The following is a 21,610-nucleotide window of genomic DNA, read 5'->3' as shown; positions in this document are numbered from 1 at the left end:
ATCCTTTCCTAAATTCATACTCCATAAGACACACCTTTTTCGCGACGGCTTGCTGGCAATGAAATAAATGCCACAAGGAAAAATCCCATTAGGTTTTACCAAAATAAAGGGTGACCGAATGCAAATACTAACTTCGCGACAACACCGGTTAGTGAAATTGCTGTTGCAACAGGCGGCGCCGCAGCCGATTGGTCAGCTGGCGTTACAGCTCGGTGTCTCCGGAAAGACCATTCAGCGCGACCTGCAGTGGCTGGAGAGCTGGCTCAGCAACTGGGCGCTGACGCTGGAGAAAACCCCTGGCCGCGGTGTGCGGCTGCGGGTTGAGGATATGCAGCAGCGTTTGCAGCTGGAGCAACAGCTGAACGGCGACGAGGCCGGCGACGCGCTCAGTCATAACAGCCGGCGGATAAAAATCGCCTCCCAGCTACTGAGCGATGCGCCGCGTGCCACATCAATCAGCAAGCTGTCCGAGCGCTACTTTATCAGCCACGCCTCGATTGTGAACGACCTGAAAGTGATAGAAGAGTGGCTGCAGCCGCTGGGATTAACGCTGCAGCGCGGCCCGGGCGGTACGCACATAGAGGGCCATGAGCAGGCGCTGCGTCAGGCGATGGTGTCGCTGATCAACGATGTGATGCAGCAACAGGTCACCGGTACGCCGCTGCTGCCGCGGCTCGATCCCGGCAGCCAGCAGGCGCTGGTGCACTATTTTGGCGAAGAGGATGTGGCCTTTGTGCAGGCGCTGCTGCAACAGATGGAGCAGCAGCTGAGTTATCCGCTGGGCGATGCCTGGTATCTCAATCTGTGCACGCACATCCTGATCATGATGCACCGCATGGCGCAGGGCAACGCGCTGGCGCTGGACATTCTCACCACCGCTCACGATCTGGATCAGTCGATTCTCACCATTGCCCGGCAGATGGTGGCGCGCATTGAGCAGCGCATCGGCTGTGCATTGCCGGCCGATGAAGTCGGTTTTATTTATCAATATATCGTCTCCTCCGGCATTGTGGTGGAAGAGCGTGGCGATCAGGTGACGCTGCATAATCAATTTTCCACTGCCGAGTCGGTTAAAATAACCTGCGAATTAATTGATCGTTTCTCGGCGTTTATTCAGCAGGACTTATCTCAGGACCGTTTATTATTTGACGGTTTACTGGTGCATATAAAGCCATTATTAAACCGGCTTAAATATCACATTCATATTCGCAATCCGCTGCTGGATGATATTAAACAGGAAATGAAAGAGATATTTTCTCTGACTCAGCAGGCAATGCAGCTGACCGCGCGCACCTTCGCCCTGTCGCCGGTGGCTGAGGATGAGATTGGTTATCTGTGCGTTCATTTCCAGGCGGCACTGGAGCGGCAGATTGCTCATAAACGCATCCTGGTGGTGTGCTCCAGCGGCGTGGGCACCTCACACCTGCTCAAGAGCCGCATTTTACGCGCCTTTCCGGACTGGGAAATTGCCGGCGTGGTGTCAGCCAGCAATCAGGCGGCGTTTTGTCAGCACCACGCGGTGGATTTGGTGATCACCACCATCCACCTCGACGCCGGTGCCATTCCGGCCGTGTATGTCAGCGCCTTTTTTAATGATGACGATATCCGGCGGGTCACTGACGCCATGATTGGCAGCCAGCTGCCCAACGGCACGCCCTGCGCGTTGGCCGCACACTGATTGAATGAGGAGCAACCATGGACATTTCCCGCATTCTGACGCCGCGCCGCGTTAACCTGGCGCTCAGCGCCACCAGTAAAGAAGAGGCGATCAACGAACTCACCGATCTGCTGGTGAGCGACGGCGCCATCAGCGATCGCGCCGCGTTTATTGCCGATGTCTGGCTGCGTGAAGCGGAAGGCTCGACCGGCTTCGAAAACCATATCGCGATTCCGCACGGCAAATCGTCGGCGGTCAGACAAACCACGCTCGCCATTGGCCGCACCCGGCAGGACATTCCGTGGGAAACGCTGGATGGCAGCCAGGTGCGCTGCATCATCCTGTTCGCCGTGCGGCTGGAAGATCAGAACACCACCCATATTCGCCTGTTGTCGCAGGTGGCCAGCGCGCTGGCCGATGATGAGGTGATAGCCCGACTGCTGGCGGAGAATGACCCCGGCAATATCATCCGGCTGTTTAGTCAGTACGCCGAAACCGACCTCTGTTAACACCCAACACCTTGAGGTGCCACATGAATATCGTCTGTGTAGCGGCCTGCACCGCAGGCATCGCGCATACCTACATTGCGCGCGAAAAACTGATTAAGGGGGCTCACGCACTGGGCCACACTATCCACGTTGAAACCCAGGGCACCATCGGCACTGAAACACCGCTGACGCGCGAGCAGATCGACGCCGCTGACGTGGTGATCCTCGCGGTTGACGTCAAGATCAACGGCGAAGAGCGCTTTCAGGGCAAACCCATCGTGCGAGTGAAAACCGAAGTGGTGATCAGGTCACCGGTGAAATTCCTCGAAAAAGTGGCGGATTCACTGGCGCGCGCCTGAGGAGATCGATCATGAGCGATCACAAACGTCAGTACGGCCAGGAGATCAAAGGCCACCTGCTCACCGGCATCTCATGGATGATCCCGCTGATCGTCGCCGCCGGCATCTGCATTGCGCTCGGCCAGGTGATTGGCGGGCCGGACGTCGGCAAACAGACTGGCAGCATTGCGTGGATGCTGAACCAGATCGGCGGCTGGGGCATGGGGCTGATTGTGCCGCTGATCAGCGCCGCCATCGCCTACTCGATTGCCGATCGTCCCGGCTTTGCGCCTGGCCTGATCGTCGGCTTTATCTGCGGTCAGATCGGCACCGGATTCATCGGCGGCATTCTGGGCGGTTTCCTCGTCGGCTATACCGTGCTGCTGCTGCGCCGGGTGATCAGGCTGCCGCAGTCGATGCAGGGGCTGATGCCAATCATGGTGCTACCGCTGCTCAGCACCATCATCGCCGGCCTGCTGATGATGACCTTTATCGGCCAGCCCATCGTCTGGTTGCAAAAAACGCTGATTCATCTGCTGGAGTCCATGCAGGGCGGCTCCAAATTCGTGATGGGTGCCATCCTCGGCGCGATGGCCACCTTCGACTTTGGCGGGCCAATCAATAAGACCATGTCGCTGTTCGCCGACGGCATGCTGGTCGACGGCATTTACGGTCCGGAAGCGGTGAAGTTTGTCGGCTCCATCATTCCGCCGTTCGGCATCACCCTCTCTTATCTGCTGACGCGCCACAAATACACCAAAGCAGAGAAAGAGGCGCTGAAAGCCGCCTTCCCGATGGGCATCTGCATGATTACCGAAGGCGTGATTCCGATTGCGGCACGCGACCTGCTGCGCGTGGTGGCCAGCTGTGTGGTGGCATCCGCGCTGGCCGGCGGACTGATTATGGTGTGGGGCGTGGAAGCGCCGGTGCCGCACGGTGGCATGTTCGTGGTGCCGCTGTTCACCAAACCGTGGCTGTTCTGCCTGGCGCTCGGCATTGGCACCGTGGTGTGCGGCGTGATGCTGTCGGTGATGAAAAAACCGGTCACGCAGCAGGATGAAGAGTTCGATGACGTGGAAGCGCCTGGCGTCCGCGATGAAGAGATCAAATTCACTCTGGAGTAAGGAGCCCGCATGTTTGCCATGATGAATGACCTGATTCAGGCCGCCTTCCAGCACCAGTACGCGGTGCTGGCGATCAACTGCTTCAACCTCGAAACCGCCCGCGCGGCGATTCAGGCGGCGGAACAGCAGCGCGCGCCGCTGATCCTCAATGTGTATCAGGGGCACAGCGCGCATTTTCCGCCAGCGGTGGCGGCGCCGCTGGTACAGGCGCTGGCGGCTCAGGCTGCGGTGCCGGTGGCGCTGGCGCTTGACCACGGCAAAGCTTTTCCGCTGATTGGTCAGGCGTTTCGTGCCGGCTTTACCGGTCTGATGATTGACGCATCGGCCGAGCCGCTGGCGGACAATATTCGTCAGACCGCAGCGGTAGTGAAGATGGCGCATACCGCTGGCGTGTGCGTTGAAGGCGAGCTGGGGCATATCGCCGATGCGCCCACATATGAACTGGCCGATGCCGCCGTGAAGATGACGCGGGTAGAAGACGTGCTGCCGTTTATTGAGCAGACCGGCATCGATCTGCTGGCGATTTCGGTCGGTACCGCGCACGGGCTTTATCCGCCAGGCGTAAAGCCGAAGATCGACTTCGAACGGCTGCAGCAGCTGCACGCGGTGACGACGCGGCCGCTGGCACTGCACGGCGGCTCGGGCACCCCGGCGGAGGATATACGCCGCGTCAGCGCCTGTGGCGTCGCCAAGATCAACGTCGGCGCTGCGGTGTTCGATGCCGGTAAGCACGCGGTGCAGCAGGCGCTGCGCCAGCACCCGCAGGCTGAGCTGGCTGATGTGCTGGCGCTGATGGAATCCGCCTGTCGCGAAGTGGTTATTGAATATCTGAGCTGGTCAGGGTCGGCAAACCGCTACTGACGGCGCGCCGCCCCGATCGCGGCGCAATTTCCAACTGTTTCTTCTTATCCCTCATCGGGCCGGCGCGTGCGCCGGCTCTGGTAAAACTCACGCTAAGGAAACATAAACATGTTGATTTCAATGAAAGAGATGCTGGCCCCGACCCGTGAACATCGCTTCGCCATCGGCGCATTTAACGTCGCTGACAGCTGCTTTATCCGGGCCGTGGTGGAAGAAGCCGAAGCCACCAACACGCCCGCCATTATTTCTATCCATCCGAGCGAACTGGAATTTGTCACTGATGAATTTTTTGGCTACGTGCGCGAACGCACTCTGAAAAGCCGCGTGCCGTTTACCATTCACCTCGATCACGGCGCTTCAATTGCGCAGGTGCTGCGCGCTATTCAGTGCGGGTTTACCTCGGTAATGATTGACGGCTCGCTGCTGCCGTACGAAGAGAACGTGGCGCTGACCAAAGAGGTGGTGAAGCTGGCGCACGCGGTGGGCGTGTCGGTGGAAGGCGAGCTCGGCACCATCGGCGATACCGGCACCACGGTGGAAGGCGGCGTGAGCAAGGTGATCTACACCGAACCGGCGCAGGCGGAAGATTTTGTGCAGCGCACCGGCGTCGATACGCTGGCGGTGGCGATTGGCACCGCGCACGGTATTTATCCCAAAGATATGAAACCCGAGCTGCAGATGCACATTCTGAAGGATATCTCCCAGCGCGTAGACATTCCGCTGGTGCTGCACGGCGGTTCGGCCAATCCGGACGCGGAGATCGCCGAGGCGGTGACGCTGGGCGTAGGCAAGATCAATATCTCCAGCGACATGAAGTTTGCCTATTTCGCCCGACTGCGCGAGATCCTCGCGCGGGAGAGCTGGTGGGATCCGAATGTGATTTATCCGGACGCCATCGCCGCCGCGAAAGCGGTGATTCGCTACAAGATGAATCTGTTTGGCGGGCTGGGTAAAGCCGGATTGTATCGTTGATTTCAAAACAATAAATAGGGCCGCTACGCAAGTGCAGGATGTCAGTTGCACATGCCGTAGCGGCTTTATTTATCGCGCGTATTCACCCGCCTCACTGCTGCTGATTGCGCAATAAATTGCGCCGCTACGGGACGGTAACGCCTGTCGTAATACCCTTTATCGCTAACGATTACTTCACTATGCCCAGCCACTGTCTGGCGATCTGCGCATATTCACCGGTGGCGGTGCTGAGGTGCAGCCACTGATCGACATACAGCTTCCAGCTCATATCATCACGCGGAATCATGTAAGCCTTCTCGCCATATTGCATCGGCTGTTGCGGATTGATGGCACACAGCGACGGATAGTGCTGCTGCTGGAACAGCGCTTCGGAAGCATCGGTAATCATTACGTCGGCTTTGTTATCCACCAGCTGCTGGAAAATACCGGTGTTCTCCGCCAGCTGCAGGCTGGCCTGCGGCAGATGACTGTGCACAAACGCTTCGTTGGTGCCACCGGCCGGCTCGATTACCCGCACCTGCGGCTGGTTGATCTGCTCAACCGTCTGGTACTTCGCTTTATCCGCGCAGCGCACCAGCGGAATCTTACCATCGACGCCCAGCGGTTGCGCGAACCAGGCGATCTGCTGCCGTTTAAGCGTCACGGAGACACCGCCCAGCGCGATATCACACTGTTTCGCCACGAAATCCTCGCTCAGGGTTTTCCACGTGGTTGGTACCCACTCTACTTTTGCGCCGAGGCTGGCGGCCAGCGACTGCGCCATGCTGATGTCCAGCCCTTCATACTGGCCGTCGCTGCGCAAAAAGGTGTAAGGCTTGTAATCGCCGGTGGTGCAGACCTTCAGGGTTTTGCTCTGACGAACGTCATCAAGGTGGGATTGCGCCTGAGCCGCGCCGGCCACCAGCAGTAAGGCACTCAGTATCACTGTTTTCATGGTGTGTTCTTTTTAAGTGGATGTTGGTTTGCGTGCGGATTGTTGCATAAGTGACGGCATTATTGCTTTGAGAGCAAAAGTCTTGTGATCAATCACGCATTTTTTTGCCCCGCGCGCGCGCGTAGAGTGGGCGGCATCTATGAGAAACGGAGCGAATTATCCATGAGCAAGATTTTGATTATCGACGGCGGCAAGACCTTTGCCCATTCCAAAGGCGAGCTGAACCATACCCTGACCGAGGTGGCGGCCAGCCAACTGCGCGATCTGGGCCATGAGGTTCAGGTGACCGTTGCCGATAGCGACTACAACGTGGCAGACGAAGTACAGAAATACCTCGACAGCGACGTGGTGATTTATCAGATGCCGGGCTGGTGGATGGGCGAGCCGTGGACGGTGAAAAAGTACATCGATGAGGTGTTTACTCAGGGCCACGGCGCACTGTACGCCAGCGATGGCCGTTCGCGCAGCGATGCCAGCAAAAAATACGGTTCCGGCGGCCTGATTCAGGGCAAAAAATACATGCTGTCGCTGACCTGGAACGCCCCGCTGGAAGCCTTTACCGATGCCGACCAGTTCTTCGAAGGCGTCGGCGTGGACGGCCTGTACCTGCACTTCCATAAAGCCAATCAGTTCCTCGGCATGGAAAGTCTGCCGACCTTTATCTGTAACGACGTGATTAAACAGCCGGACGTGCCGCGCGATATTGCACGTTATCGGACTCATCTCAGCCAGATCTTTGCTTAACTGTAAGCACAACGGGAAAAAACAGAAGGAAGCGTTATGTTAACTGTGGTTGCAGAAATTTGCGTTAAGCCGGGCCGCCGTCAGCAGGTACTGGAGGCGATTAATAAACTGATCCCTGTCGTGCTGGAAGAAGAGGGTTGCCATCAGTACGATGCGCTGGTCGATCACCAGGCGCAGGTGCCGTGGAAGCAGAACTCACCAGACTCGATCTTTATGCTCGAGCAGTGGGAATCGCTGCGCCATCTGGAGCAGCATCAGCAGATGCCACACATGGATGCGCACCGCGCCACCATCAAAGATGACGTGGTGGACGTGAAAATTCTGGTGCTGGAACCGACCGCCTGATTTTTCCGCTGCAGGTATAAAAAAAGCCCCGGTTTTGCGACCGGGGCTTTTGTTTAGCAGCTAATCAATGATCAGTGCTGTTCGTTATGCAGGTTCTGCACCAGCAGTTCCGCATCACCGTTGCTGTAGACGTTATACTCGGTGCCGCCGACGGTGACGGTACCGGTCGCCTGCTGCCAGGAGCTGGCATCTTCACCGGCTGGCAGGATGTCTTCCAGCGTCAGCGCCTCGCCCTGTTTAGCGTTCACTACCAGCTGCGACTTGCCGTTGTCGATGAACAGGGAGTCCTGACCCTGCGCCATGATGTCGTTAAGCGACATGCTCATCAGCCCTTCTACATCCGTGGCACCCGCAGCGAAGATGGAGTTGATCTCTGGCGGCGGCGGCGGGGTGACGTCGACGTTGGTCTTAACGGTATGGTCGATGACCAGTTCGTTGCCGGCTGCATCGCGAACCGTGACGTTAAAGGCATAATCGCCTTCTGCCAGTTTGTCTGACTCATAGCGCCACACGCCGTTTTCTACCACGGTAGAACCGATCAGCTGGGTACGCGCTTCGTCGCCCCAAATCATCACGATAGTACCGTCTTCTGAGCCCTTACCTCTGAAGATCAGCGTGTCATCGTTGGTGTCCGGCCGCACTGGGATTTCAGTGCCGGTTTTATCCGCGAAGACGCCTTCGAAGTTAGCCTTGTCGCCGCCTTCTACTGGCTCCGGCTTAGTGGTATCAACGTCAAAGTTAATCGCCGCCTCTTTATCGCCTTTCACACCGGACTGGCTCACTGGCTGTACTTCAACTTTATGGTTGCCCTCGCCCAGTTCTGGCAGCTCATAGCTCCACTTGCCATCCTTAACATCAACCACGACAGGTTCCCGATCGTCGATGTAGATGATGACCTGCGACAGATCCGGTGACGTGCCCTTCAGCGTTGGCTGTTTGTCATCGGTGACCGTGCCATTTTCGATCTCACCCTGGATAGGACCGACGTTATCCTCCAGTATGTACGAACCTTCCATTGAGCCTGGTTTTTTGGTGTCGATGATCAGATCGATAGGATCGGATGGCTGCGATTCGTTACCGGCCGGATCGGTGATCTCGATGATAACCTGATAGTTACCGTCATCGATTGGGTTCTCAGGTTTCACTTCCCACTTGCCGTCTTCGCCCACGATACCGGTACCAATCACCACCGGATTACCTTTACCGTCATCAATGATGACTTCCACTTTGTCGCCAGGGGTACCGCCTTCGCCGCCGAAACCTGGACGGTTGTCATCAATTGGCTTACCTGGTTCAACCGGACCGGTGTTGTCACCTTCGTTATCGACAATCGTTGGTGGTTGCGGCTGATCCGGAGGCGTAATATCGATAATCACGTTAATTGGATCTGAGGTCGGTGACTCTTTGCCGGTGGATGGATCTTTAGCGATCAGTTCAATATCGTGTGAACCTTCCGCCAGCTCTGGCAATTCAATTTCCCATTTACCATCTTTAACGACAGTTGAAGCCACCGGCTCTTTTTCGCCGTCAACAATTACATAGATGATGTCGCCGTCGTTGCCTTCACCGCGCAGCACTGGCGTGGTGTCGTTAGTGGAATCGCCTGGCTGCAGAACACGCTCTTCATCACCGTTGTTGGCGACCATCTCATCCACCACCGGTGCCGGCAGGATGTTGCTGTCGATAACCAGTTTGAACGGATCGGTTTTCTCAGAAACGGTGCCGCCTTTGCTGATGGAATCCACAACCAGCGAGTGCTCACCTTCACCCAGCTCAACGTCCAGTTTCCACTCACCGCGATTGTCCGCCTTGGTAGAACCGATCAGTTTGTCGCCGTCCCATACGCGCACAATCACGCCAGCATCTGCTTTACCCGACAGGGTTGGGGTTTTGTCATCGGTGATGTCACCTGACTTCAGCGGACCGGTAACGCGTCCTTCGTCATCCAACACCTCACTCAGTGATGGCGTGCCCGGCACAGAGGTATCCAGCGTCAGCGCGAAGTTGTCAGAACGCGGGCTTTCGGCGCCGAAGCGGTCAGTGTAGCTGGCGCTAAACACGTGGGTGCCGTCGGTGGTCAGTTCCGGCGTGAAGCTCCAGCGGCCATCGGAACCGGCTTTTACGCTGCCAATCACGTTGGAGCGAATATCGTAGATTTTTACCAGACTGTCCGGCTGAGCAACACCGTACAGAGTTGGGGTTTTGTCATTGGTGTAGTTGCCCGGCGTCAGATAGGTATCCGCGCTGCCTTCATTATCAATCACGCGCATAATCTGCGGCGCTTCTGGTGCAGAGGTGTCGATATTGCGGATAAGCTGAGTTGATGGTCCCCAGTTACCCGCACGGTCCAGATAACGAATGCCGGCAACGTGCAAACCCTCTTTCATTTCCGGCGAGTCAAACTGCCATTTGCCGCTGCCATCAGCACGGGTGGTGTAAACGGTTTCATCAATAACGATCTGTACTAATGCATTGGGTTCAGCATTATCAGCACTCAACGAAATAATGTTTTTATTGATGGTTTTAATGGGTTTACCCGGAAACGGAACCGCGTCCATAGTGGTTGATTCTGCTGGCGTTACAGATACCGCTTCGTTAACCGCCTGAGTGACCACACCGTCAGCAATCGTCAGGTTGAAAGCATCAGAGATCGGGCTTTCATGACCAACCGTATCCTTCGCCATCACGGTCAGTTGGTGCTCGCCGTCTGCCAGCTCCGGCGTGATGCTCCATGCGCCCATTTTGTCTGCTACCACTGAGCCGATCTCTTTACCGTTATCGTACAGGGTAACAATGGTGCCAGGCTCTGCCACACCAGCCAGCGCCGGCGTTTTATCGCTGGTGGCTTCACCCGGCGTCAGGTAGTGATCTTCCGCCGCAGCGTCATCAATCACGCGCCAGATTTCCGGTTTTGCCGGAGGCGTCGTATCCATATCAAGAATGAAGATACGCGGTGGGCTCGGGTTAGTCGCTTTATCAATCGATACCAGCTGAATGACATGGGTGCCGTCTAACCAGCTGGTTTTCGGGTCGAATGACCATTTACCGTCCTCGCTGATATCAACCATGTGCACTTCACCATCGATTGTAATCTCCAGCTTGCCGCCGTTGGCACCTGCTACGCTCTTATCAATCCATTTATAAAACTGATCTTTGGTCGAGATAACGGTCGCGTTATCTGCTGCTGTAATATTAGCCATGATGTGTATTCCTTTTACGTTAAATAATGTTTCGGGATTTCCAGCCGAATACAGGTTTAATTTCGCTCTTTATGCCTGAAGACAATACGAGAAACGTCTTAATCGATTAAGTTATATGAACCCTTAATAACTTTATCGAGGCACAGCGCCTCACACCTCATCAATATGAGATGTGAGAATGCGCTGCTAAAATAATTAAATCAGATTACTTGTTTTCAACGCTGATAATAACCCGGCGCTCGCTGGCATAGCATGCTTTCTGCTCCTGCAGGCTGCCTGAACAGTTAGTATCAACCTGAGACTCACCCATGCTCTGCGCGGTGATATTGGCCGCATTCATTCCCTGAGCAATCAGCAGTGCTTTCACCGCCTCAGCGCGACGCTGGCCCAGCGCCATATTGCTGCTGTCGCTGCCAATCGGATCGGTAAAGCCGGTGACGATGATGTGGCGTTGAGCAGCATTTTCCTTTTTCAGCATGCTGGCAAAACTGCTGAGTGCTTCGCGCCCCTGTGCGGAGATGTCGTTGCTGTTGGCGCTGCCGAAACGGAACAGCAGGTCAGATGAAAACGCATAGTTATCATAAGCTTCAGTTGTTCCTTCCTGACAGCGCTGTACCGACGATGCGCGTGACAGCAGATGAGCCTGACGTTTGGTGCTCAGCAATTCCTGCTGCGCCTGCTGCTGGCTGACCACCAGCGGACGACCGCTGTCATCGAGGTTAGCGCGAATGTAGTAGGTTTTACCGGCAGCCAGTTTATCAGTCCACGATTGCGCGCGTTTACCCTGATAATCTGGCGCGTCGTTGACATAACTGCCCAGCGAATGCGTTCCCGGCGCAACACAAAACACCGTATAGCCACCGGCCAGTAACGACGTATGGAATTCACCGTCGACATAAATATTCGCCGGTTTTTCCCCGGTTAATGAAGCCGGACGATAATAAACCACCCGCGCCTGCTCTGCCGATACCGGCGATAAACTACGCCATGCGCCATCAAATGAATTTTGCGCCTGGGTTGAAAAAGTCGTGAATACTGGCGCACACACCAGTGAAGCTAAAAGTAATTTTTTTGCAATTTTCATTTAAGTTTCACAGGTGCAATAAATTGCACCTGTATGCTCCAGATAAATTAGAATTGTTCGATTTCGTTCTGTAAGAACAGCGCATCTGATTGGGAATTATTTTCAGCTATCACACCACTCTGGCTTTCCTGATTATTCCAGTCATTAAACGCATCGTTATTAAGCTGCAGTAATTCCGCATTAATCGGCTGCGGCTGATCGTCGGCCTCATTGAACAGTTCATGATTGTCCAGGGAAAGCAGAGCGGAAATATCAAGACCGGCCAGCTCCAGCGCATTAATCTCCGGCGGCGGCGGTGGAATGGTGTCGACTTCCACTTCATAAATGTCCGTTTTGCCGGTCACTTCGCCATCGCTGGAGAACACGCCGCGCAGTTGATAAACATCATCCGCCAGATCCGGCGTCGTCAGCTCCCATTTGCCGTCAGCCCCAATCGTGGTAGTGAAGCTGTAGCTGTTCTCGAGACCGACAATATAGATGGTTACCAGTTCACCCGGCACGCCTTTACCGGCGACAATGATGCTCGGATCGTTCATCGCGCCGCCGTTTTCGATTGGCGTACGCACGCCGGCGTCGTTATTGTCTTTAAAGATATGCTCAATCATGCCGGAAACCGGAACGTCCGGATCGGGCAGGCCGTCAACAGGCTCAGGATCGACCGGCACTTGCGTGTCGCCTTCAAACCCAATCGTGACCTTTTCAGAGGCCGGCGATTCGTTGCCTGCCGGATCGCGCACCACGATTTCCAGCTCGTGCTCGCCCGGTTGCAGATTGTTTTCTGGCGTGAAGGTCCACTTGCCGTCTTCCACAATCACCGAACCAATGGGCTTGCCGTTGTCGATAATCACCACGATATCGCCATCTTCACCGGTGCCTTCCAGCGTCGGACGCAGATCTTTTGTGGTGGAACCGTCTTCCAGCGGATTACCTTCGCTGTCTTTGATCACGCCAATGCCCGGATTTTCCGGCGCCACGGTGTCCACATCAACGATGAACGGATCGGATGGCAGAGATTTGTTACCCACCTGATCGACCACCACGATGCTCAGCTCGTGTCGCCCATCCTGCAGCGCCGGAGCCGTAAAGGTCCAGTTACCCTCGGCGTCCACCTTTGCGGTGCCCAGCTTCACGCCATCGTTCCAGATTTCTACCGTCGAGCCCGCTTCAGCTTTACCGGTCAGCGTTGGCGTATTGTCTTTCGTCACGCCGCCTTTTTCGATCAGCACCGGCGGATCCTGCATATCGTCCATCACGCTGCCGATGGTGCCTTTGGCTGGTGCAGTCAGATCGATGATGAATTCCCACGGATCGCTCTCTTCACCCACCACGCCTTCGGCGTTACGCTCGGCGGTAACGATGCTGTGATTGCCAGCCGCCAGCGGTTTTTCCGGCGTAAAGGTCCAGTTACCCTCGTCATCCACCAGCACTTCACCCAGCAGCGTCTCACCATCCCATATTTCAATGGTATTGCCTGGCGTACCGGTGCCGTTGAAGGTGGGCATGGTGTCGTCGGTGCGGCCGCCATTTGCTACCGAACCGGTTACGTCGCCGATATCATCAATCACATCGCTGATGGTGGGCTTGCTGATATCGCCGCCGCCGCTGCCACCGCCGCCTTCACCTTTGCCGCTGTGGCTGCCGTCGTTATTGTCGTAGTGGTGTTTCGCCGCGACATAGCCGAGGCCTGCCGCTGCCGCGATAGCCGCCAGGCCACCCAGCGCAATCAGCGCCGGCGACCATTCAAAGCCGCTGGCCAGTGCGTAGCCGGAATTATCATCAACGCTGCCTTCACCCAGCGCCAGCGCGGTGGTTTCGCCGTCGGCCAGCGCGGCCGCTTCGTGGTCGGCATTGCCGTCCGTCGCGACGTAAGCGTGCATTTCGCCGTCTTCCGCTTTACCCACTAAGGTGCCGGATTTAGCGAAGAAATCTTCGATAATCAGATCCGGCTTGCTGGCGTCTGAGCCTTCCAGCATCACCAGCAGGTTTTTCCCTGCGCGTTTAACGGTGATGTTTTCAGGCGCGGTGCCGTCCTGGTTCTGCGTCAGCAGATATTTACCGTTGGTAATTGCCTGAATCTTCACTGCTTTGCCGTCTTTACCGGCGCGCAGCACTTCCGCTTTGGTTATGGTTTTCTTATCGATAACCGCCACACTTACGGGTGAAACGTTCATGATTCTTCCTTCCGTCGATTAATTTTGACTGCGCGTTTGCAGGCAAGCGCCGCAATCTCCCTGGCTCTGCCCACGGGTGGGCTCAAAGTTGCGACATAATCCGGAAAGAGATAAATCCGAGACATAAGAAATGTCCCGTTAGGAAAAAATTCTTAAATGGGCGGCCGAAAGATAGCTAAATCATTAACCGATTGAATTAAAGCGTTTTTATCGATGAGGGCAGAACATAACAGGAAAGGTTATTCAAACAGAACAGGACTATAACAGATGATTTTCCTGAATTTTTTCCCGTAAAAAATCCAGAAAACAGGTGATGCGGGAACTGAGCGACTGGTTGCGATAGTACACCGCGTGAATCGGCAGGCGCAGTTCGCGCGTGTCATTTTCCAGCACCTGCACCAGCCGGCCGCTGGCGCGATCCTCGCGGCTGACAAAATCCGATAGCCGCACAATGCCCTGGCCGGCCAGCGCCAGCTGGCGCAGGGTTTCGCCGCTCGACGCGCACAGCGTGGGTTTGATGCGCAAAAACTCGCCTTCACGCTGCCATACCGGCCAGACATTGTGCGCGTCCAGCTGGCTGAATCCCAGCAGCTGGTGCGTCAGCAGATCTTTCACGCTCTGTGGCGCGCCGGCTTTTTCCAGATAGGCCGGACTGGCCAGCAGGCGAATCGCGCTGCTGCCCAGCACGCGCGCGCGCAGCGTGGAGTCGCGCAGTTCACCAATGCGAATAGCGATATCAGTTTGCTGCTCAAGCAGGTCGATGACAATGTCATCGGTGTTCAGCTCCAGCTGAATTTGCGGATAGCGCGCGCAAAATTCGGCAACCAGCGGCACGATAACATGCAGGGTAAATGGCGTATTGGCGTTGACGCGCAGCCGTCCGGAGGGAATGTCGCGCCGCTGCGCGATATGCTCTTCGGCCTGCTCCACCGACGCGAGGATTTGCCGCGCGTGATCGAGAAAAATCAGCCCCTCTTCGGTCAGCGCCAGGCGACGCGTGGTGCGGTGCAGCAGTGTGGTTTGCAGTTTGCTTTCGAGGCGGCTCAGCGCCCGGCTGATGCCGGAGCTGGTTTGATCCAGCTGTTCCGCTGCGGCGGTAATCGAACCGGTGTCCACCACCGCGACCCAGGCGCGTAACTCTTCCAGTGTGATTTTCACTCTTCCTACCTCAGCGCATTGCTACTTCGAGACCGGTCTTAGCCTCGTTCTCACGGCTGCTGAGGTAGATTGCTCCACGTTCAGCAGCGGCAGGATACCACAATGCAGCAAAACGCAGGGATTATCGCTGACCCGGGTCAGCAGGCGGCCTGGTTATGCCGCGCACACGCGGTTTTTATTAACGGACATGCGGCGATGGGATAGATCGGGACGGGCAGCGATAGCGCGTGTTGCCGGCATAAAAAAGGGACGCCGCAGCGTCCCGTTTGCATCACACTTCGAGGTCGGCGAGGTCGCCTTTTTCCTGTAGCCAGTTGCGGCGGTCTTCCGAGCGTTTCTTCGCCAGCAGCATGTCCATCATCCGTAACGTCTGCTCGACGTCTTCTTCGTCGACCGTCAGTTGCACCAGACGACGGGTGTTGGGATCGAGCGTGGTTTCGCGCAGCTGCAGCGGGTTCATCTCACCCAGACCTTTAAAGCGCTGCACGTTCGGCTTGCCTTTTTTCCGCTTCAGCTGCTCCAGCACGCCCTCTTTTTCGTCTTCATCGAGCGCGTAATACACCTCTTTACCGAGGTCGATGCGGTACAGCGGCGGCATCGCCACATAGACGTGGCCCTGCTGCACCAGCGAGCGGAAGTGCCTCACAAACAGCGCGCACAGCAGCGTGGCAATGTGCAGGCCGTCGGAGTCGGCATCCGCGAGGATACAGATTTTGCCGTAGCGCAGCTGGCTGAGATCTTCACTGTCCGGATCGATACCGATCGCCACCGAAATATCGTGCACTTCCTGCGATGCCAGCACTTCGTCCGACGACACTTCCCAGGTGTTGAGGATCTTGCCTTTCAGCGGCATGATCGCCTGATATTCGCGGTCGCGCGCCTGCTTGGCGGAGCCGCCCGCAGAATCCCCTTCCACCAGGAACAGCTCGGTTTTATTCAGATCCTGCGCGGTACAGTCGGCCAGCTTGCCGGGCAGCGCCGGTCCGCTGGTCAGCTTTTTACGCACCACCTTTTTCGCCGCGCGCATACGGCGCTGTGCGCTGGAGATCGCCAGCTCGGCCAGCATTTCGGCGGCCTGCACGTTCTGGTTGAGCCACAGGCTGAAGGCATCTTTCACTACCGCCGAGACAAACGCCGCGCACTGGCGTGAGGAGAGACGCTCTTTGGTCTGTCCGGCAAACTGCGGATCCTGCATTTTGACCGACAGCACATAGGCGCAGCGATCCCAGATATCCTCCGCCGACAGCTTCACGCCGCGCGGCAGAATATTGCGGTATTCACAGAATTCGCGCATCGCGTCGAGCAAGCCCTGACGCAGGCCGTTAACGTGCGTTCCGCCCTGCATGGTCGGGATCAGGTTGACGTAGCTTTCGGTCAGCAGCTCGCCGCCCTCCGGCAGCCACAGCAGCGCCCAGTCGACCGCCTCCACATCACCGGCAAAGCTGCCGACAAACGGTTTTTCTGGCAGCGTTGGCAGGCCGTTCACCGCTTCGCTCAGGTAATCCGTCAGACCATCCTGATACAGCCAGGTTTGCTCGGTATCGTTCACCTTGTCTTTAAAGACAATTTCGACGCCCGGGCACAGCACCGCTTTGGCTTTCAGCAGGTGCTTGAGGCGGGAGACCGAGAAGCGTGGGCTGTCGAAGAAGCTTTCGTCTGGCCAGAAGTGAACGCTGGTGCCGGTGTTACGTTTGCCTACCGTACCAATCACCGCCAGATCCTGCACTTTATCGCCGTTTTCGAAGGCGATCTGGTAAATCTCACCGTTGCGGCGCACCGTGACTTCCACACGCTTCGACAGGGCGTTCACTACCGAAATCCCCACGCCGTGCAGACCGCCGGAGAACTGGTAGTTTTTGTTGGAGAATTTACCGCCGGCGTGCAGGCGACAGAGAATCAGTTCGACCGCTGGCACGCCCTCTTCCGGGTGGATATCGACGGGCATACCACGGCCATCATCGATCACTTCCAGCGACTGATCGGCGTGCAGGATGACTTCCACGCGTTTGGCGTGACCGGCCAGCGCCTCATCGACGCTGTTATCGATCACTTCCTGGCCCAGATGGTTAGGGCGTGTGGTATCGGTGTACATGCCCGGACGGCGACGTACCGGTTCGAGGCCGGTTAAAACCTCAATGGCGTCAGCATTATAGCTAGATTGGCTCATCGTAACAGTCTGATTAGCAATAGGAAAATGGGCCCATCCCGCAGCATCAGGGAGTATTCAGTCCCAGAAAATCAATCATCTGCGCAAAATGGCGTTCGAATCCGATATAGGCATGATTGCCGCCCTCTTCTACCGTCTGACGGCACGCGCTGTAGTAATCCAGCGCCTGGCGATAGTCGAGCACTTCATCGCCGGTTTGTTGCAGCAGCCAGAGTAGATCGGGCGCTTCCAGAGGGTCAATCTGCATCACTTTCAGATCGTAAATGTGGCGAGACTCTAACACATATTGCTGGCCGGTGTAGGGATTCCGGTTTTCACCCAGATAATCCACCAGCAGTTCAAACGGCCGCACCGCCGGATTCACCACCACCGCCGGCAGCATGAAACACTGCGACAGCCAGGTGGCAAAATAACCACCGAGCGATGACCCCACCAGCCCGAGCGGTTCCCCGGCATACTGCATCACCAGCTCTTCCAGCAGCGCAGCAGCCTCAGCGGGAAAAGTCGGCAGCTGCGGCACCAGCACCTCAATGTGCGGATGCTGCGCCTGACACCACTGCTGTAACTGCGTCGCTTTAGCCGACTGCGGTGAGCTGTTGAATCCGTGCAGATAAATCAGCGCCGCCATGGTTTAGTAGCCCTCGGAATCCAGATCCGGACGGAACAGATCGCTCTGCAGACGATTCACTTCGGTGTGTAGCGTGCCATCCGCATGCAGCGTCAGCCAGCGCCAGCCGGGCGCCACAGTATCAATGGTGAAGTTGGTGCAGTGCGGTTTGAACTGGACGCAGGTCGAAGGCGACGCCAGTACGCGGCGGCCGTGCCAGTCGAGATCCAGCTCCTGATGAATGTGGCCGCACACCAGGTGGCGCGCCAGCGGGAAGTTTTGCAGCACCGCATCCAGCTGATGCGGATTGCGCAGGCTGTGCTGGTCAAGCCAGGTACAGCCAGAGGCCAGCGGATGATGGTGCAGCAGCACCAGCGTGTAGCGATCGGGGAACTGACGCAGCGTGCGGTCCAGCCACTCCAGCTGATAGTCGCTCAGCATGCCGTGCGGCACGCCAAAAACCTGGCTGTCCAGCAGCACCAGCTGCCAGTGCTCGCCGAGCAGCACATGCTTGTCCGCAGCGATGCCGGCCTGCGCCAGCGTATCCACCATCGCCGGCTGAAAATCGTGATTGCCCGGCAGCCAGACGCACGGCTTCGGCAGACGTGCAATGCCCGCAACAAAATGCTGATAAGCTTCGACGGTGTGATCCTGGGCGAGATCGCCAGTGGCGATAATCAGATCGTAATCGCGCTGTTGCGCCGCGATGGCGTCCAGCACCGCATCAAAACTCGACCAGGTATTCACTCCAAGCAGCGATTGATGTTTTCCCGCGAAAAGATGGGTATCCGTAATTTGTAAAATCCTGATATCGGACCCATTTGCCGCAGGAAGAGTTAGCAGGCTATCCAAAGCGTTTCCTTTCTCTCCACGCTATCGTTGCGTTATATACCCGTGCGGATTCAGGGTATCGCTATCAGCACACCGGCACGGCCATCGCGCCGTGCGCCAGGCAGTACCGCAACCAGTCGGCAAGGAACTGGTTAATCTGATGTTTTTCATCGCGCTGATGCAATTTTTTATTAGGATAATCATAGCGCGCTTTGAAGCGATAGATCTGCTGAGTGGAACACACTTCAGCCACCATCGCATCATGGTAGAGCCGCACCGACATGGACGGCAGGCTCCAGTAGCTCACTGCGGGTGCCACCTGGCGGATCTCCACCAGCGTGGTATAGCGCGTCGACTCTTCAATAGTCAGCTGATAACTGGCGCCGTTCACCTGATACATCACCGACGCACCTGCCTCGTCACTGCGCGGCAGCAGGCGGCGCAGCTGAGCGAAATTGGTTTCGCACAGACGCATCATTTCGGGGAAATCAGGGGTATAGCGCTGTTTCATGTTGGCTTCCACTCTTCTCTTAGTTTCTCATGGTGCAACGCCAGCCATTGCAGAGCGATGACAGATGCCGCGTTATCAATAATCCCCTCTTCCACCCAGCGGTAAGCCTGTTCGCGGCTTACCACATGCACAAGAATATCCTCATTCTCTTCCTCCAGCCCGTGGTTTCCCTCTGCCTGGCTGGCATCCACTTCGCCCACCAGCACCGACAAACGCTCAGAGGTTCCGCCGGGGCTGGCTAAGTAATTCACTATCGGTTTGACGCGGCCAACCTTGAGGCCAGCCTCTTCGACCGCTTCACGACGCACCACATCTTCCGGCGTTTCGCCCGGTTCAATAATGCCGGCCACCATCTCCAGCAGCCAGGGCGTGGCGCTGGAATCATAGGCCGGGATGCGGATCTGTTCGATCAGCACTACTTCGTCGCGCAGGGGATCATAGGGTAGCAGCACGGCAGCGTGTCCGCGCTCAAAAACTTCGCGCACCACTTCACCGCTCATCTCGCCGTTAAAGCGGCGATGGCGGAAGCGGTAGCTGACGATGGAAAAAAAACCATCGTAGCGAGTATCGCGTGCAATAATTTCTACATCGTTTTTTGTGAAAGTCACAGGGGATTTTTTTTCACCCGCCATCATCTGGTTCCTTATGCAGATTGGGATGGAGCGAAGAAAAGCCAACCCTTGTGCTCCGTCCGAGTGGTTCTTTCTGAATTATTTACGTAAATTAGGGGGAGAAGGCACGTTCAGCCAACTTATCTCTGACGCCGCCTCTGTAGAATCGGCGATTATTTTTTGGCTTACCTGCAGCACACTCTCTGTGCATTTGCTGCAACACAAGGAATGCAAATGAAAAAACTGCTCCCACTTTTTATTGGACTGAGCCTGGGCGGTTTCAGCCTTGCCAGCCAGGCAGAAAACCTGTTGCAGGTCTACCAGCAGGCGCGCCTCAGCAACCCGGATCTGCGTGCTTCAGCCGCCGATCGCGACGCTGCTTTTGAGAAAATTAACGAAGCGCGTAGCCCGTTGCTGCCGCAGCTGGGTCTGGGTGCAGATTATACCTATAACAGCGGCTATCGCGACAACAGCGGTCTCCATTCCAACACGACCAGCGCCTCGCTGCAATTAACGCAGACGATTTTCGACATGTCGAAATGGCGTGCGCTGACGCTGCAGGAAAAAACGGCCGGCATTCAGGACGTTACTTATCAGGTAGCGCAGCAGGATCTGATCCTGAACACCGCAACCGCCTATTTCAACGTGCTGAAGGCCATTGATACGCTTTCTTACACTGAAGCGCAGAAACAGTCGATCTACCGCGAGCTGGATCAGACCACCCAGCGTTTTAACGTCGGTCTGGTGGCCATCACCGATGTGCAGAACGCCCGTGCTCAATACGATAGCGTGCTGGCCAACGAAGTAACCGCGCGTAACGACCTGGATAACGCGGTGGAATCGCTGCGTCAGATCACCGGCATGGATTATCTGTCGCTGGCGTCACTGAATATCGATCGTTTCAAAACGGCGCGTCCGGAAGCGGTATCCAATTTGCTGAAACAGGCTGAGAGCCGTAACCTCAACCTGCTGTCTGCTCGTCTGAGCCAGGATCTGGCGCGTGAGCAGATTCGCTCCGCTGAGTCCGGCCACATGCCGACGCTGGATCTGACCGCCTCTACCGGTCTGTCAAACAGCAAATACGGCGGCAGCCGCGCTAATCAGAGCGCCGGTACCACCGACTCGATCACCGGCTCCAACCAGGTTGGCCTGAGCTTCTCACTGCCTCTGTACAGCGGCGGTTCAGTGACCTCGCAGGTGAAACAGGCGCAGTATAACTTCGTCGCCGCCAGCGAGCAGCTTGAAGGCGCGCACCGTAGCGCGATTCAGACCGTCCGTTCTTCGTTCAACAACGTGAACGCTTCGATCAGCAGCATCGACGCTTACAAACAGTCGGTAATCTCGGCGCAGAGCTCATTAGATGCTTCGGAAGCCGGTTATCAGGTGGGTACGCGTACCATCGTTGATGTGTTAGACGCGACCACCACGCTGTTTAACGCTAAACAGCAGCTGTCGAATGCGCGTTACAGCTACCTGATTAACCAGCTGAACATCAAATATGCGCTGGGCACGCTGAACGAGCAGGATCTGCAGCAGCTGAACAGCACGCTGGGCAAAGAAGTGACGACCTCACCAGAAGTGGTCGCGCCGGAAAACAGCCAGCAGGCCGCGCGCGTGGATAACGGCCCGAAAGCGACCTCCGCGTCCGCCGCCGCTCAGGCCCGTCCGGCCGCGGCACGTAACAGCGCCAATCCTTTCGCTAATTAAGCCTTCAAGGGGCCGCTTGCGGCCCCTTTCGCATTCAAACGTATAACAACGTAAAGATCCCCTTGCCACCCGGCTTCCCGCTTCATTTTCCACCACTCAT

General features: G+C 56.5%; 19 protein-coding genes. 9 read left to right on the top strand and 10 right to left on the bottom strand.

Going from position 1 to position 21,610, the window contains the following annotated elements; genetic code table 11:
- Positions 1-118: 118 nt before the first annotated feature.
- From C1N56_RS02835 to C1N56_RS02810, 6 genes are all read left to right on the top strand, one after another.
- Complete coding sequence (locus C1N56_RS02835) at positions 119-1,678, top strand: BglG family transcription antiterminator (protein WP_394517092.1); 1,560 nt, start codon at positions 119-121, stop codon at positions 1,676-1,678.
- Between the two features lie 17 nt (positions 1,679-1,695).
- The gene (locus tag C1N56_RS02830; RefSeq protein WP_283342638.1) at positions 1,696-2,166 is read left to right on the top strand and encodes a PTS sugar transporter subunit IIA; all 471 of its coding nucleotides are present in this window, start codon (positions 1,696-1,698) and stop codon (positions 2,164-2,166) included.
- Between the two features lie 23 nt (positions 2,167-2,189).
- On the top strand, positions 2,190-2,504 hold the full coding sequence (locus C1N56_RS02825; protein WP_058771378.1) for a PTS fructose transporter subunit IIB: 315 nt from the start codon (positions 2,190-2,192) through the stop codon (positions 2,502-2,504).
- An 11-nt stretch (positions 2,505-2,515) separates the two neighbouring features.
- Positions 2,516-3,607 (top strand): PTS fructose transporter subunit IIC, encoded by a 1,092-nt coding sequence (locus C1N56_RS02820; protein WP_058759786.1) that lies wholly within the window; start codon positions 2,516-2,518, stop codon positions 3,605-3,607.
- Between the two features lie 9 nt (positions 3,608-3,616).
- Complete coding sequence (locus C1N56_RS02815) at positions 3,617-4,468, top strand: class II fructose-bisphosphate aldolase (protein WP_394517091.1); 852 nt, start codon at positions 3,617-3,619, stop codon at positions 4,466-4,468.
- Positions 4,469-4,576: 108 nt separating this feature from the next.
- Positions 4,577-5,440 (top strand): ketose-bisphosphate aldolase, encoded by an 864-nt coding sequence (locus C1N56_RS02810; RefSeq protein ID WP_021509600.1) that lies wholly within the window; start codon positions 4,577-4,579, stop codon positions 5,438-5,440.
- A 169-nt stretch (positions 5,441-5,609) separates the two neighbouring features.
- On the opposite strand, the gene C1N56_RS02805 is transcribed toward C1N56_RS02810, so the two are convergent.
- Complete coding sequence (locus C1N56_RS02805; RefSeq protein ID WP_264250509.1) at positions 5,610-6,374, bottom strand: transporter substrate-binding domain-containing protein; 765 nt, start codon at positions 6,372-6,374, stop codon at positions 5,610-5,612.
- A 162-nt stretch (positions 6,375-6,536) separates the two neighbouring features.
- On the opposite strand from C1N56_RS02805, the gene C1N56_RS02800 reads away from it, so the two are divergent.
- Both C1N56_RS02800 and C1N56_RS02795 read left to right on the top strand, forming a co-directional pair.
- Complete coding sequence (locus C1N56_RS02800; protein WP_394515851.1) at positions 6,537-7,118, top strand: NAD(P)H-dependent oxidoreductase; 582 nt, start codon at positions 6,537-6,539, stop codon at positions 7,116-7,118.
- A 36-nt stretch (positions 7,119-7,154) separates the two neighbouring features.
- Positions 7,155-7,463, top strand: a complete 309-nt coding sequence (locus tag C1N56_RS02795) for a putative quinol monooxygenase (RefSeq protein ID WP_021509602.1) — start codon at positions 7,155-7,157, stop codon at positions 7,461-7,463.
- 71 nt (positions 7,464-7,534) lie between these two features.
- Here C1N56_RS02795 and C1N56_RS02790 read toward each other — a convergent pair whose 3' ends face one another.
- From C1N56_RS02790 to nudF, 9 genes are all read right to left on the bottom strand, one after another.
- On the bottom strand, positions 7,535-10,663 hold the full coding sequence (locus C1N56_RS02790) for an Ig-like domain-containing protein (protein ID WP_282954825.1): 3,129 nt from the start codon (positions 10,661-10,663) through the stop codon (positions 7,535-7,537).
- A 205-nt stretch (positions 10,664-10,868) separates the two neighbouring features.
- Positions 10,869-11,612 (bottom strand): OmpA family protein, encoded by a 744-nt coding sequence (locus tag C1N56_RS02785; RefSeq protein WP_196368262.1) that lies wholly within the window; start codon positions 11,610-11,612, stop codon positions 10,869-10,871.
- A 182-nt stretch (positions 11,613-11,794) separates the two neighbouring features.
- Positions 11,795-13,918 carry an Ig-like domain-containing protein gene (locus tag C1N56_RS02780; RefSeq protein ID WP_104188260.1) on the bottom strand — a complete coding sequence of 708 codons (2,124 nt, stop codon included), beginning with the start codon at positions 13,916-13,918 and terminating at the stop codon, positions 11,795-11,797.
- 258 nt (positions 13,919-14,176) lie between these two features.
- On the bottom strand, positions 14,177-15,076 hold the full coding sequence (locus C1N56_RS02775; RefSeq protein WP_059009799.1) for a LysR substrate-binding domain-containing protein: 900 nt from the start codon (positions 15,074-15,076) through the stop codon (positions 14,177-14,179).
- Between the two features lie 271 nt (positions 15,077-15,347).
- Entirely contained in the window at positions 15,348-17,243 is a 1,896-nt protein-coding gene (parE, locus tag C1N56_RS02770) for a DNA topoisomerase IV subunit B (protein ID WP_021509608.1), read from the bottom strand.
- Positions 17,244-17,289: 46 nt separating this feature from the next.
- On the bottom strand, positions 17,290-17,871 hold the full coding sequence (yqiA, locus tag C1N56_RS02765; RefSeq protein WP_058771368.1) for an esterase YqiA: 582 nt from the start codon (positions 17,869-17,871) through the stop codon (positions 17,290-17,292).
- Between the two features lie 3 nt (positions 17,872-17,874).
- Positions 17,875-18,702: a 3',5'-cyclic-AMP phosphodiesterase gene (cpdA, locus tag C1N56_RS02760; protein ID WP_058759776.1), complete on the bottom strand. Its 828-nt coding sequence runs from the start codon at positions 18,700-18,702 to the stop codon at positions 17,875-17,877.
- A 64-nt stretch (positions 18,703-18,766) separates the two neighbouring features.
- Positions 18,767-19,192 (bottom strand): DUF1249 family protein, encoded by a 426-nt coding sequence (locus C1N56_RS02755; protein ID WP_021509611.1) that lies wholly within the window; start codon positions 19,190-19,192, stop codon positions 18,767-18,769.
- Positions 19,189-19,824 carry an ADP-ribose diphosphatase gene (gene nudF / locus C1N56_RS02750; RefSeq protein ID WP_058776538.1) on the bottom strand — a complete coding sequence of 212 codons (636 nt, stop codon included), beginning with the start codon at positions 19,822-19,824 and terminating at the stop codon, positions 19,189-19,191. The genes C1N56_RS02755 and nudF overlap by 4 nt, the downstream gene beginning before the upstream one ends.
- Positions 19,825-20,037: 213 nt before the next feature.
- On the opposite strand from nudF, the gene tolC reads away from it, so the two are divergent.
- Positions 20,038-21,510: an outer membrane channel protein TolC gene (gene tolC / locus C1N56_RS02745; protein WP_021509613.1), complete on the top strand. Its 1,473-nt coding sequence runs from the start codon at positions 20,038-20,040 to the stop codon at positions 21,508-21,510.
- Positions 21,511-21,610: the final 100 nt, after the last annotated feature.

The sequence above is a fragment of the Pantoea sp. SGAir0175 genome (assembly GCF_043547855.1).
This window is presented reverse-complemented; position numbering and strand designations above follow the sequence as displayed.